The following is a 14,143-nucleotide window of genomic DNA, read 5'->3' as shown; positions in this document are numbered from 1 at the left end:
GTATTTTATAGAAATAGGGCTAAAAAATTTCTACTAAATATATATATGTTTCTTTTACAACCAATCTGAAATCTTAAGCTTAAATTTTATATTTTTTTATACTTATTATAGTTTTTTATCACCTCCTCTTGACTCTTATTAATATAAGAAATAAAATAAGGGTGTTGTTTTATGTAAACGCTATCAATATAAAATACAATCAGGAGGTTTTGCAATGAAACAAGAAAAACAACAACGTTTTTCCATTCGTAAATACGCTGTAGGAGCAGCTTCTGTTCTAATTGGATTTGCCTTCCAAGCACAGGCTGTTGCAGCCGATGGAGTTACTCCTACTACTACGGAAAACCAACCGACCATCCATACGGTTTCCGATTCCCCTCAACCATCCGAAAATCGGACTGAGGAAACACCTAAAGCAGAGCTTCAACCAGAAGCTCCAAAAACTGTAGAAACGGAAACTCCGACTACTGATACGGTAGCTAGTCTTCCAAAAACAGAAGAAAAACCACAAGAGGAAGTTAGTTCAACTCCTAGTGATAAAGAAGAAGTGGTAACTCCAACTTCTGCTGAAAAAGAAACTACCGATAAAAAGGCAGAGGAAACTAGCCCTAAAAAGGAAGAGCAGAAAGAGGCTAATTCTAAAGGGTCGGATACAGACAAGACTGATAAGTCAGAAGCTGACAAGGATAAACCAGCTAAAAAAGATGAAACGAAAGCAGAAGCTGATAAACCAGCAACAGAAGCAGAAAAGGAACGTGCTGCAACTGAAAATGAAAAATTAGCTAAACGAAAAATCGTTTCAATTGATGCCGGACGTAAATATTTCTCACCTGAGCAGCTCAAAGAAATTATCGACAAAGCTAAAGAATATGGTTACACAGATCTTCATCTCTTGGTAGGTAACGATGGCCTCCGTTTCATGTTGGATGATATGTCTATGAAAGTGGGCGATAAAACCTACTCTAGTGATGATGTCAAACGCGCCATTGAAAATGGAACAAATGCTTATTACAATGATCCAAATGGTAACCATCTCACTGAAAGTCAGATGACAGATTTGATTAATTATGCCAAAGATAAAGGAATTGGAGTAATTCCAACTGTCAATAGTCCTGGACATATGGATGCTATGCTCCATGCTATGAAAGAACTTGGCATTGAAAATCCTAACTTTGATTATTTTGGTAAAAAATCGGAACGAACTGTTGACTTAAATAATAAACAAGCAGTCGATTTCACAAAAACTCTGATTGACAAATACGCTAACTACTTCTCTAACAAATCTGAAATTTTCAATATTGGACTAGATGAATATGCCAATGATGCGACAGATGCTAAAGGTTGGAGTGTGCTTCAAGCTGATAAATATTATCCAAATGAAGGTTACCCTGAAAAAGGATATGAAAAATTCATCTCTTACGCTAATGACCTCGCTCGTATTGTAAAATCTCACGGTCTCAAACCAATGGCCTTTAACGACGGTATCTACTACAATAGCGACACAAGCTTTGGTAGTTTTGACAAAGACATCATCGTTTCTATGTGGACTGGTGGTTGGGGGGGCTACGACGTTGCTTCTTCTAAACTACTAGCCGAAAAAGGTCACCAAATCCTTAATACCAATGATGCTTGGTACTACGTTCTTGGACGAAACGCTGATGGCCAAGGTTGGTACAATCTCGATCAGGGGCTCAATGGTATTAAAAACACACCAATCACTTCTGTACCCAAAACAGAAGGAGCTGATGTCCCAATCATCGGTGGTATGGTAGCTGCTTGGGCCGATACCCCATCTGCACGTTATTCTCCATCTCGCCTCTTCAAACTCATGCGTCATTTTGCAAATGCCAACGCTGAATACTTTGCAGCCAACTATCAACCTGCAGAAAAAGCACTAGAAACTATACCAAAAGACTCTAACCGCTATACTGCTGAAAGTTTTGCTGCTGTCAAAGAAGCTGAAAAAGCCATCCGTTCACTCGATAGCAACCTCAGCCGTGCTCAACAAGACACGATTGATCAAGCAATCGCAAGCCTTCAAGATGCTATTAAAAACTTGGCTTTAACTCCAGAAGCACAAAAAGAAGAGGATGCTAAACGCGAACTTGAAAAACTTAATAAGAATAAAGTCATTTCCATCGATGCAGGTCGCAAATACTTCTCTCTAGATCAACTCAAACGCATCGTAGACAAGGCGAGCGAGCTCGGCTACTCTGATGCCCACCTCCTTCTAGGAAATGATGGCCTTCGCTTCCTACTCGATGATATGACCATTACTGCAAACGGAAAAACCTATGCTAGTGATGACGTTAAAAAAGCTATTATCGAAGGAACTAAAGCTTACTACGACGATCCAAACGGTACTGCACTGACACAGGCAGAAGTGACAGAACTTGCCAAATACGCTAAGGAAAAAGGTATTGGTCTGATTCCAGCTATTAATAGCCCAGGACATATGGATGCTATGCTGGTCGCCATGGAAAAACTTGGCATCGCGAATCCTCAAGCCAACTTTGATAAGGTCTCAAAAACAACCATGGACCTTGAAAATCAAGAAGCCCTTAACTTTACCAAAGCCCTTATCGGTAAGTATATGGATTACTTTGCTGATAAATCAAAGATTTTCAACTATGGTACAGATGAGTATGCCAATGATGCAACCAACGCCCAAGGTTGGTACTACCTCAAATGGTATGGACTCTATAACAAGTTCGCAGACTATTCTAACAGCCTAGCTGCTATGGCCAAGGAAAGAGGGCTACAACCAATGGCCTTCAACGATGGTTTCTATTATGAAGACAAGGACGATGCTGAATTTGATAAAGATGTCTTGATTTCTTACTGGTCTAAAGGCTGGTGGGGCTACAACCTTGCTTCACCTCAATATCTAGCAAGCAAGGGTTATAAGTTCTTGAATACCAACGGTGACTGGTACTACATTCTCGGCCAAAAACCAGAAGATGGTGGTGGTTTCCTCAAAAAAGCTATTGAGAATACTGGAAAAACACCATTCAATCAACTAGCTTCTACCAAATATCCTGAAGTAGACCTTCCAACAGTTGGAAGTATGCTTTCAATCTGGGCAGATAGACCAAGTGCTGAGTACAAGGAAGAGGAAATCTTTGAACTCATGACTGCCTTTGCAGACCACAACAAAGACTACTTCCGTGCTAATTATAATGCTCTCCGCGAAGAATTAGCTAAAATTCCTACAAACTTAGACGGATACAGCACAGAGAGCCTAGATGCACTCAAGGCAGCAAAAGATGGACTGAACCTTAACCTCAACCGCAGCAAACAAGCTGAATTAGACGCACTAGTAGGTAAGCTAAAAGCCGCTCGCCTAGGTCTTAAACCAGCTGCAACTCACTCAGGAAGCCTAGATGAAAATGAACTAGCTGCTAACGTTGAAACCAAACCTGAACTAGTTGTAAAAACAGAAAGTATTCCGTTTAAAGTCATTCGAAAAGAAAATCCGAATCTCCCAGCAGGCCAAGAAAAAGTTGTCAAAGCTGGAGTTCTAGGTGAACGCACTTCTTACGTATCTGTTCTTACTGAAAATGGAAAGGCTAGTGAAACCGTTCTAGATAGTCAAGTAACCAAAGAACCTGTCGATCAAATTGTGGAATTCGGAGCACCAATTACACATGTCGGCGATGAGAATGGCCTTGCTCCAATCGCAGAAGAAAAACCTAGACTTGACATTCCTAAGGAAGAGCCTAGCCGAACAGAAACTCCTTTCAAAGTAGTTGTTGAAAGTGGGCCTAAGGCTGAATCTAACTCTGCTAACGGAATCACTCATCAATTAGCAGATGGTCAAAATAGTAAACCTGGATGGAAATTAATTGAAAGCAAATGGTATTACTATGATCATGCAGATAAAGCGAAGACCGGTTGGGTTAAAAACGGAGCATGGTACTACTTAGATGAGACTGGTGTTATGCAAACTGGTTGGCAGAAAGTGAATGGTACATGGTATTATCTTGATAACTCAGGTGCTATGCAAACTGGTTGGATCGATCAAGGTGGATCATGGTACTATCTCAACGACTCAGGTGCCATGCAAACCGGCTGGGTCAACCAAGGAGACACATGGTATTATCTTGACAATTCAGGTACAATGAAAACCGGTTGGTTCCAAATTGGAGATAAATGGTATTATTCATACCCTTCAGGAGCCTTAGCTGTCAACACAACAATTGATGGCTACGCTGTAAATGCTGACGGCGAATGGATTCAATAAGATAAAATGAAAGATTTATATCCTAAAACCTAATGAGAGCTGAGTATAAAACTCAATTTCAGAAGAAAAAGAAATAAATCTTTCCAAAATAAACCGCATATCATCAAGGTATGTCAACACCTGATAATATGCGGTTTTATGATTTTAAAGAGACTGGATACCCAGCCTCTTTTTTTAATTAATCACCCAGTCCAAGACGGTCAAAGATATCATCCACTCGTTTGGTGTAATAAACTGGGTTGAAGATTTCATCGATTTCTTCTTGTGTGAGACGTGATGTTACTTCTGGATCTGCCTCAAGAAGTGGTTTGAAGTCCACTTGGTTGTCCCAAGAGTAGGCTGTTTTTGGTTGCACCAAGTCATAGGCTTGCTCACGGGTCATGCCTTTTTCAATCAAGGTCAACATAGCACGTTGGCTGAAAATCAAACCAAATGTCGAGTTCATGTTGCGAATCATGTTTTCTGGGAAGACCGTCAAGTTCTTAACGATGTTTCCGAAACGGTTGAGCATATAGTCAATCAAAATAGTCGTATCTGGTGTGATGATACGCTCAGCCGATGAGTGAGAGATATCACGTTCATGCCAGAGGGCTACGTTCTCATAAGCTGTAATCATGTGACCACGGATAACACGCGCAAGACCTGTCATGTTCTCAGAACCGATAGGATTGCGTTTGTGAGGCATTGCTGAAGACCCTTTTTGCCCTTTAGCAAAGAATTCTTCTACTTCGCGTTGTTCTGATTTTTGCAAACCACGGATTTCAGTCGCCATACGCTCGATAGAAGTCGCGATACTAGCAAGAACTGCAAAGTACTCAGCGTGAAGGTCACGAGGAAGCACCTGTGTAGAGATTTCTTGAGCACGGATACCCAATTTGTCGCAGACATATTGCTCTACGAATGGTGGGATGTTGGCGAAGTTTCCAACCGCACCAGAAATCTTACCAGCTTCCACTCCAGCAGCCGCATGCTCGAAACGTTCGATGTTGCGCTTCATTTCGCTGTACCAAGTCGCCAATTTAAGACCAAAAGTTGTAGGCTCAGCGTGCACCCCGTGGGTACGACCCATCATGATGGTGAACTTGTGCTCCTTAGCCTTATCAGCAATGATGTTGGTGAAGTTTTCAAGGTCACGACGGATGATATCGTTGGCCTGCTTGTAGAGGTAACCGTAGGCTGTATCCACCACGTCGGTAGAAGTCAAGCCATAGTGGACCCACTTGCGCTCTTCGCCAAGAGTCTCAGAAACCGCACGTGTGAAGGCCACCACATCGTGGCGAGTCTCTTGCTCAATCTCCAAAATACGGTCGATGTCAAAGTCCGCCTTCTCGCGAATCAAAGCCACATCTTCCTTAGGGATTTCCCCCAACTCAGCCCATGCCTCGTCAGCCAAGATTTCCACCTCGAGCCAAGCACGGTATTTATTTTCTTCACTCCAAATGTTCGCCATCTCAGGGCGAGAGTAACGGTCGATCATATTGTTAATTTTTCCTTTCTTCGTAAGCTGTTGGGAATAAGTTATCTAGGTAAACCAAGATTTCTACTCAAACTCCTCTTTTCCAATAAACACAGATGGATAGTGTGGTAATTCATTGAGATTAGTATCCAATGGTAAATCATAAATTGCTAAATAGTTTTCAGGATATAGAGCAACTAGCTCTTCATATTTAGCCTTTACCTTTTCGTGATCACTACTAGCATACAAGACTTCCACGACTGCTCCAGTCTTATCTTTTTCAACAAAAGCATTAACGATGATTTGAATCATAGACTTGTCCTAAAAATCTATCCCTTTCCCAAACTCTCCCACACTATCCGGCGCATCACTAAACAAAGTCACATGTCCCATTTTGCGGTTGTGCTTCGCTTCTATTTTACCATACATGTGGAGGTGGGCGCTTGGATTTTCTATAACATATTTTTCAGCGGTCTCGACGTGTTGGCCGAGAACATTCAGCATAACGGCCGGCGCATGCAGTTTGATAGCTGGCAATGGGGCTCCGAGAACACCTAAGATATGGGTGTCAAACTGGGAGAAGTCGCAGGCTTCGATAGAGTAGTGCCCAGAGTTGTGTGGCCGTGGGGCGATTTCGTTGACAATGATGTCATCAGCTGTCGCAAACATTTCCACACAGAGAGTTCCAGACAAGTTGAGTTGTTCTGCGATTCTCACTGCCATAGTTTTAGCCTTGTCTGCTAGACTTTCTGAAATGCGAGCAGGTACGATGGTCTTAGACAGGATATTGTTGCGGTGGATATTTTCCTGAACTGGGAAAACCGTCACGTCCTTGCCATTTCCTGACACGATGACAGAAATTTCAAGGTCAAAATTAACAAATTCTTCCAAAACGCAGTCGGCTGAATCGGCTAGTACATAGGCTTCTTCCAAGTCTGCTTCTGAACGAATGACCTTTTGCCCATGACCATCGTAGCCACCAGTCGCAGTCTTAAGGACATAGTTTTTCGATAGATCGATATCTGTCAAATCTTGACTTGAAGTCACAACCTTGTAGGGTGCTACAGTGACTTGAGCCTTGTTTGAAAGAAAGTCCTTTTCAAAAATGCGATTTTGGGAAATGCGGAGCAGATCTGTCCCTTGAGGGAGTTGTCCATCCTTGATAACCGCATCCAAACCGTCAGCATCGACATTTTCAAACTCATAGGTGAGGACATCGCAACGCTCAGCCAACTGACGCAGAGCATCCACGTCATTATAAGGCGCCACGATGATTTCCGCCACGCAAGAGGCCGGGCAATCTGCCGCAGGATCCAGCGCTATAACCTTGTGCCCCATGTAGATAGCAGAGATAGCCATCATCTGACCCAGCTGGCCGCCACCGATAATTCCGATTGTTTTAGATGAGCTCATTTGTCGACTCCTCTGCGATTTTTCCTTGCTCCTCTGCGAAATCTGCCAGTGCTGTCGCGATAGACTGATCCTCTACTGATAGGAGACGAAGGGCAAAGAGGGCAGAGTTGGTCGCACCTGCTTCACCGATAGCCATAGTTGCGACAGGCACTCCACCTGGCATCTGGACGATAGAGTAGAGCGAGTCCACACCACTAAGGGCACGCGATTTTACAGGCACACCAATGACTGGAAGGGTTGTTTTAGCTGCGACCATACCTGGCAAATGAGCTGCGCCACCTGCACCTGCGATGATGACCTTGATACCACGACTACGCGCTTCTTCGGCATGCTTGAACATGAGATCAGGTGTGCGATGGGCAGAGACAACCTTCTTCTCGTAGGCTACACCGAAGCGGTCTAGGACTTCGGCTGTTTTTTGCATGGTAGCCCAGTCGGATTTTGAGCCCATGATGATGGAAATAATTGGTTTAGTCATAATTTTTCCTTTTCTTCTTTTTGATAATGGTCTTAGGTGGTGGGGACGGAAGCAAACCTTCGGTTTCATTCCTAAACTTTGAGCCTAAGGTCTCAAAGTTTCCCTAGACCATAACAGATACTGTTCTGGTCTTTTCACCATGGCGATCATTGTCGTGTTTGGCGACTACGTCGCTTTTTTCTTATACCTTTATCTAATCGCTTTGCTTCCGATATCAGTTCGGTAAAAGAGGCCTTCTGTTTTTTGTTGGGCGAGTTCTTGGTAGATGATGTCTTGAGCTTCTTTGACGGTGTCTGCTGTGGTAACGAGCATATAGACTCGTCCGCCGTTGGATAGCAGTGCTCTGCTATTTTCCGCAAACTTAGCCCCTGCATAGTAGGTGATGATGTCGCCATCGGTTTTGGCTGGAAGCTTGACGCCCTTCTCATAATCCAGTGGGTAACCGTTTGATGCGACAACCACACCCAGAGTCACACCTTTGTCCGTCCAGGTAATGTTTGGCTCCTTGCCATCCAGAATATCTGTGATATTTTGGGCAAAATCAGAGGTTAATCGAGGCAGGATAATCTGAGTTTCTGGATCTCCGAAGCGAGCGTTAAACTCGATAACCTTAGGTCCATTAGCTGTCAAGATAAGCCCAGCATAAAGAACACCAAGATAGGGGCGACCTTCTTTAATCATCCCTTCGAGGACTGGCTTGACAATAGTCTCCACTACCGTGTCAACTACATTCTGTGCCAAGTGTGGAACTGGCGCATAGGCCCCCATACCACCCGTGTTAGGCCCTTTGTCACCATCGTAGGCACGTTTGTGGTCCTGAGCTGTTGGCATGATGTAGAACTTATCACCATTGACAAAGGCAAAGAGTGAAAATTCCTCTCCTTCAAGGAATTCCTCAATAACCACACGCGCACCTGAGTCACCAAATTTATTGTCCAAAAGCATCTCGTGAGCTGCTTCGACTGCTTGCTCGACTGTCTCAGCAACGACGACACCCTTCCCAAGCGCCAAGCCATCCGCCTTGATTACGATAGGCGCACCCTGCTTTTCGATATAGGCCTTGGCTTCCTCGAAATCTGAGAATGTGCCATAGGTTGCTGTCGGAACTCCGTATTTAACCATGATTTCCTTGGCAAAATCCTTAGACCACTCAAGTTCAGCCGCAGCCTTAGTCGGACCAAAAGCTTTGAGTCCTGCCGCATTGAAATCATCCACAATCCCAGCTGCAAGGGCGTCATCTGGACCGATAAAGGTCCAAGCAATATCGTTGGTTTTTGCAAACTCAATCAATTTAGAATGTTCGGAAATGGAGATATTTACCAACTCCAAACCATCCAGAGTCATCCCATCATTCCCAGGAGCTACAAATACTTTTTCAACGTCTTTTGACTTAAGCAACTTCTTAGCAATCGCATGTTCACGACCACCCGAACCGACAACTAACAGCTTCATTCCTCAACCTCTTTTGCGAATTATTTACTAATATTATATCACAAACGTTCGTTTTAATCTTGTTTCACTCCGCGTTTTTACGCAAAAAAGGAAAGAAACTGTTTTCTTCCCTTTAACGTTCTTAATGTCTAAAATGTCTCACTCCTGTGAAGACCATAGTCAAGCCGTATTTGTCTGCCGCTTCGATAGACTCTTGGTCACGGACGGACCCACCTGGCTGGATGATAGCCTTAATACCTGCTTTGGCAATTTCTTCCACATTATCCGCAAATGGGAAGAAGGCATCCGAAGCAAGCACAGCGCCGTCAAGGCGGTCTTTGGCTTGGTCAATGGCAATACGAACAGAAGCCACACGGTTAGTCTGACCTGGACCAACACCCAGTGTCATGTGGTCGTTGGTTACAATGATTCCGTTTGATTTGACGTATTTAATAGCCTTCCAAGCAAACTCAAGAGCTGTCGCTTCTGTTTCAGTTGGTTGGCGTTTGGTCACCACTTGCCAATCGTCTGGGCTTTCCTTGACCACATCTTGGTTTTGCACCAGAAGTCCACCGACAACACCTGTGTATTCCACTTCCACTTCGCTCGCTTCTTGAGCATCAAATGGCAAGGCAAGGATACGCAAGTTTTTCTTTTTATTGGTCAAAATAGCTAGCGCCTCATCCGTATAGCTTGGCGCGATGATGATTTCAAGGAAAACACCATGCATCTTTTCAGCTGTCGCAGCATCCACCTCACGGTTAAGAACAACGATACCACCAAAGATAGACACTGGGTCAGACTCATAAGCGTAGTCCCAAGCAGTCTCGATGTCATCAGCCTGACCGATTCCACATGGGTTCATGTGTTTGAGAGCCACAACGGTTGGACGGTCTTTGAAATCACGGATGATACGAATGGCAGCGTCAGCATCACGGATGTTATTGAATGATAATTCTTTCCCGTTAAGCTGTTTTGTTGAAGCAATGGAGTAATCAGTCGGCAAAGCTTTTTGATAGAAATCCGCATCTTGTTGAGGGTTTTCACCGTAACGCATAGCTTGTTTGAGGTCATAGGTCAAAGTGAGCTTTTCAGGTTTGCTTTCTCCGACTTGAGCTGTGAAATACTCTGCAATCAAGGCATCATAAGCTGCTGTGTGACGGAAAACCTTGGCCGCCAAACGTTGGCGAGTTTCATAAGTAGTTTCTCCATTTGCTGACAATTCGTCCAAAACCACAGCGTAGTCAGCAGGATCTACCACAACCGTTACACTGGCATGATTTTTAGCTGCAGAACGAAGCATAGATGGCCCACCGATATCGATATTCTCAACCGCATCTGCATAGGTCACGCCTGGCTTGAGAATCGTTTCCTTGAAAGGATAGAGATTAACTACTACAAGGTCGATGAGCTCGATTTGATTGTCCTTGGCTACTTCCAAGTGGCTATCGAGATCACGACGAGCCAAGAGCCCACCATGGATATTTGGATGAAGGGTCTTGACACGACCATCCATCATCTCTGGAAAACCAGTCACATCATCGATAGCAATGGTGTTCACCCCAGCATTATCAAGGGCAACCTTGGTCCCACCTGTTGAGATGATGTCCCAACCAAGTTTTTTGAGTTCTTGGGCAAATTCAACAATGCCCGCTTTGTCTGAGACGCTGATTAAGGCGCGTTTAGTCATGTTTGTTCCTTTCATTTTAAAACTCTCTACCTACGCATTTTTAGATTCATAAAGTATAGGAAGACGATTACCAAGACTCCCAAAATTACTGTCAGTAAAAATCTCCCCCAATAGGGAATCTCTGGGAAGAAAAAATTTACTAGTAAACGTAGAATGATTGCCAAGGTAATCAAGGCAAGTGTTTCCAACCATTTTTTCATTTAATTGTCCAACAATTCTCTAATAACTTCCGGATACAACTTGTACTCTGCCTCATGGATGCGAGCTTCAAAACTATCAATGGTATCATCAGCTAACCGTGGCACACGGACTTGTTTGATGATCTTACCAGTGTCCACACCAGAATCTACCCAGTGAATGGTCACACCAGACTGATCCACGTCAGCATTCCAAGCATCCTCAATTCCATGAGCTCCTGGAAATTCTGGCAGGTAGGCTGGATGGATATTGATGATTCGACCTTCATAAGCCGACAATAAAGTTGGCCCAACGATTTTCATGTATCCTGCTAGACAAACCAAGGCAATCTGGTGTTCTTCCAAGAGTTCGACAAGGGCCGCTTCATAGTCTGCCTTGCTCTCAAACTCCTTGAGTTCAAAAGCATAGGACAGAACGCCGAGCTTGTCTGCACGTTCGAGCACATAGGCATCACGATGATCTGAAAAGACAAACTCCACTGGAAATTGTTCGGCAATCACCTGAAAATTTGAGCCATTACCCGAGGCAAAAACTGCTATTTTTTTCATTTGATGATGACACTTTCGTTTTCTTTCTTGACGATACGACCAATTTCATAGACTGGTTCATCCAACAATTCCTTGACACGACTTACATTTTCAGGGCTAACTGCCAGCATAAGCCCCACACCCATATTGAAGATTTCAAACATTTCCTCATGTTTGATCTGACCGTATTTTTCAAGGGCTTTGAAAATTGGAAGCACGGGAACCTTGTCTTCTTCAATCTCAGCAGCCAAGTCAGCTGCAAACATACGAGGGACATTTTCGATAAAGCCACCACCAGTGATGTGGGCAATACCGTTGACTAACTCTTCCTTGATGAGTGGCAAAACAGCCTTGACATAGATACGAGTCGGCTCAAGAAGAACTTCCTTGAGTTGCTTGCCTTCCAATTCTGGCAAGACTTCCTCACCTGTGTAGTCGGTAAAAACACGACGCACGAGTGAGAAACCATTTGAGTGAATACCACTCGAAGCAAGCCCGAGAAGGACATCACCTTCAGCTACTTTTGAACCGTCTATGATTTGAGATTTTTCAGCTACGCCGACTGCAAAACCAGCCAAGTCGTAGTCATCTTCACCATACATACCAGGCATTTCAGCTGTTTCCCCACCGATGAGGGCAGCGCCTGCCTGCACACAACCTTCTGCCACACCAGCAACCACTTGTTCTAGCTTAGCTGGTTCATTCTTGCCAGTTGCGACGTAGTCAAGGAAATAGAGGGGCTCCGCACCTGCAGCAATGATATCATTGACACACATGGCCACACAGTCCTGACCGATGGTATCGTGCTTGTCGTACTTGATAGCCAGCATGAGTTTGGTTCCGACACCGTCAGTTCCTGAAATCAAGACAGGTTCTTTAACCCCAGTCTTTGAAAGGTCAAACATACCACCAAAGCCACCCAGAGCTCCCATGACACCTGCACGCTCCGTACGAGCCACGTGCTTTTTAATCCGTTCAACAACTTCATAACCCGCTTCAACATCCACACCAGATTGAGCGTACGCATTTTTATTTGCCATTTTATTTTTCCTTTTCTTTTTTTGGGAAAGACTGCGACGTATTTTTAGATAAACAATTATTTTATCTAAAAATACTAGTCAGGTCTCTAGCTTTTGTCCCATAGGAGAAAGCCTCTACTGACAAATGCTTTAGTTTTTAGTCAGTAGTGAGACGTGGGGCATAAGCATTTTTATATTCCTTTTCTTTAATGGAGGATCTATTGTCTATTTGTAAAAACTGGTCTTTTCTTCCAAACTTCGACGATAGTCTTCTTCATAGTCGTAGAGAGGTGTTGGGTAGTCACCGTCAAAGTAAGCGACACAGAGACCACCATTTGGCGCATCCGTTTCAATACCAATTGAATCAATCAACCCCTCAACAGAAAGATAAGTCAGACTGTCCGCCCCAATGATTTGACGCGTTTCTTCGACCGTATGATTAGCCGCAATCAGCTCCTGACGGGTCTGGATATCAATCCCGTAGAAGCACGGATAAGCTAGCGCTGGACTACCAATGGCAACGTGAACTTCAGTCGCACCTGCTTCTTTCAAGAGCTGAACGATCCGACGAGAGGTTGTTCCGCGTACAATAGAGTCATCAATCATAACCACACGCTTGCCTTTTACAACACCAGAAACAGCAGATAGTTTCATCCGCACCCCTTGCTCCCGCAATTCTTGAGTCGGTTGGATAAAGGTACGTTGGGTGTATTGGTTCTTGATGAGGCCCATTTCATTTGGTAGCCCGGACTCTTCCGCAAATCCCATAGCTGCGCTGAGAGAAGAATTAGGTACACCGACCACAATATCCGCCTCATGCTTGAATTCACGCGCCAATTGCGCACCCATACGTTTACGTGCCGTATGGACATTGACACCGTGGATATTAGAATCAGGGCGAGCAAAGTAGATATACTCCATAGAGCAAATCGCTAACTGAGTATCATCTGTATAGCTGTCATACTGGATACCCTTGTCATCAATGATCACAATCTCACCTGGCTTCAAATCACGAATCCACTCAGCACCAATGACTTCAAAAGCGCAGGTTTCAGAGGAAACAACCACCGCTCCATTGGCCATTTTCCCGATAGAAAGAGGACGGAAACCATTAGGATCAAGGGCAGCAATCAACTTGTCTTCAAATAGCAAGATATAGGCAAAACCACCTTTGACAAGACTGAGTGCTTCCTTTATTTTGCCCATCAGGCTAGGATTGTGACTGCGACGAATGAGGTGAGCCAAGATTTCCGAGTCCGAAGTCGCGCTGAAAATCGCGCCTCTTTGTTCCAATTCTTTCTTGAGGGAGGCTGCATTGGTCAGATTCCCATTATGAGCCAAGCCAAACTGCATATCATGAAAACGGAAGAGGAAGGGCTGGATATTATCTACAGAAGCTTCGCCAGCAGTCGCGTAACGCACGTGACCAATCGCACCAGTTCCTGTCAATTTATCCAAATTAGCAGGATTTCTGAAGACTTCTGATAAAAGTCCCATGTCACGATGGCGCTTCAGTTGTCCTTGATCATTGGAGAGAATTCCTGCCCCCTCTTGACCACGGTGCTGAAGACTGTGGAGTCCAAAATAGGTCAATTTAGCAGCATCTGGATGTCCCCAGATACCGAAAACACCACATTCTTCATTAAGAGATTTTACTTCGTATGTCATTTTATATACCTAATTTTTAT

Annotated in this window: 10 protein-coding genes; 1 reads left to right on the top strand and 9 read right to left on the bottom strand. The window is 44.1% G+C overall.

Annotated elements, in window-relative coordinates; all coding sequences use genetic code 11:
- The first annotated feature begins 214 nt into the window (after positions 1–214).
- Complete coding sequence (locus N8N51_RS06865) at positions 215–4,243, top strand: family 20 glycosylhydrolase (RefSeq protein WP_261103864.1); 4,029 nt, start codon at positions 215–217, stop codon at positions 4,241–4,243.
- Between the two features lie 178 nt (positions 4,244–4,421).
- Here N8N51_RS06865 and purB read toward each other — a convergent pair whose 3' ends face one another.
- From purB to purF, 9 genes are all read right to left on the bottom strand, one after another.
- A complete protein-coding gene (purB, locus tag N8N51_RS06860; RefSeq protein WP_261103862.1) occupies positions 4,422–5,720 on the bottom strand; it encodes an adenylosuccinate lyase in 1,299 nt (432 codons plus the stop codon).
- A 63-nt stretch (positions 5,721–5,783) separates the two neighbouring features.
- Entirely contained in the window at positions 5,784–6,011 is a 228-nt protein-coding gene (locus N8N51_RS06855; RefSeq protein ID WP_261009376.1) for a phosphoribosylaminoimidazole carboxylase, read from the bottom strand.
- Between the two features lie 9 nt (positions 6,012–6,020).
- Positions 6,021–7,112 (bottom strand): 5-(carboxyamino)imidazole ribonucleotide synthase, encoded by a 1,092-nt coding sequence (purK, locus tag N8N51_RS06850; RefSeq protein WP_261016097.1) that lies wholly within the window; start codon positions 7,110–7,112, stop codon positions 6,021–6,023.
- Positions 7,099–7,590: a 5-(carboxyamino)imidazole ribonucleotide mutase gene (purE, locus tag N8N51_RS06845; RefSeq protein ID WP_261103861.1), complete on the bottom strand. Its 492-nt coding sequence runs from the start codon at positions 7,588–7,590 to the stop codon at positions 7,099–7,101. The genes purK and purE overlap by 14 nt, the downstream gene beginning before the upstream one ends.
- A 189-nt stretch (positions 7,591–7,779) precedes the next feature.
- Positions 7,780–9,042, bottom strand: coding sequence for a phosphoribosylamine--glycine ligase (gene purD / locus N8N51_RS06840; RefSeq protein ID WP_261103860.1), 1,263 nt, complete (start codon positions 9,040–9,042; stop codon positions 7,780–7,782).
- A gap of 121 nt (positions 9,043–9,163) precedes the next feature.
- On the bottom strand, positions 9,164–10,711 hold the full coding sequence (gene purH, locus N8N51_RS06835; protein ID WP_261103859.1) for a bifunctional phosphoribosylaminoimidazolecarboxamide formyltransferase/IMP cyclohydrolase: 1,548 nt from the start codon (positions 10,709–10,711) through the stop codon (positions 9,164–9,166).
- 200 nt (positions 10,712–10,911) lie between these two features.
- The gene (gene purN, locus N8N51_RS06830; protein ID WP_203180006.1) at positions 10,912–11,457 is read right to left on the bottom strand and encodes a phosphoribosylglycinamide formyltransferase; all 546 of its coding nucleotides are present in this window, start codon (positions 11,455–11,457) and stop codon (positions 10,912–10,914) included.
- Positions 11,454–12,476 (bottom strand): phosphoribosylformylglycinamidine cyclo-ligase, encoded by a 1,023-nt coding sequence (gene purM / locus N8N51_RS06825; RefSeq protein ID WP_033685266.1) that lies wholly within the window; start codon positions 12,474–12,476, stop codon positions 11,454–11,456. Before purM ends, purN begins: the two co-directional genes overlap by 4 nt.
- A gap of 204 nt (positions 12,477–12,680) precedes the next feature.
- Positions 12,681–14,123 (bottom strand): amidophosphoribosyltransferase, encoded by a 1,443-nt coding sequence (gene purF, locus N8N51_RS06820; protein ID WP_049552331.1) that lies wholly within the window; start codon positions 14,121–14,123, stop codon positions 12,681–12,683.
- Between the last annotated feature and the right edge of the window lie 20 nt (positions 14,124–14,143).

It is taken from the genome of Streptococcus mitis (assembly GCF_946188685.1).
Classification (GTDB): Bacteria; Bacillota; Bacilli; order Lactobacillales; family Streptococcaceae; genus Streptococcus; species Streptococcus mitis_CC.
The sequence above is the reverse complement of the archived record's forward strand: the minus strand, read 5'-3'. Positions and strand labels throughout refer to the sequence as shown.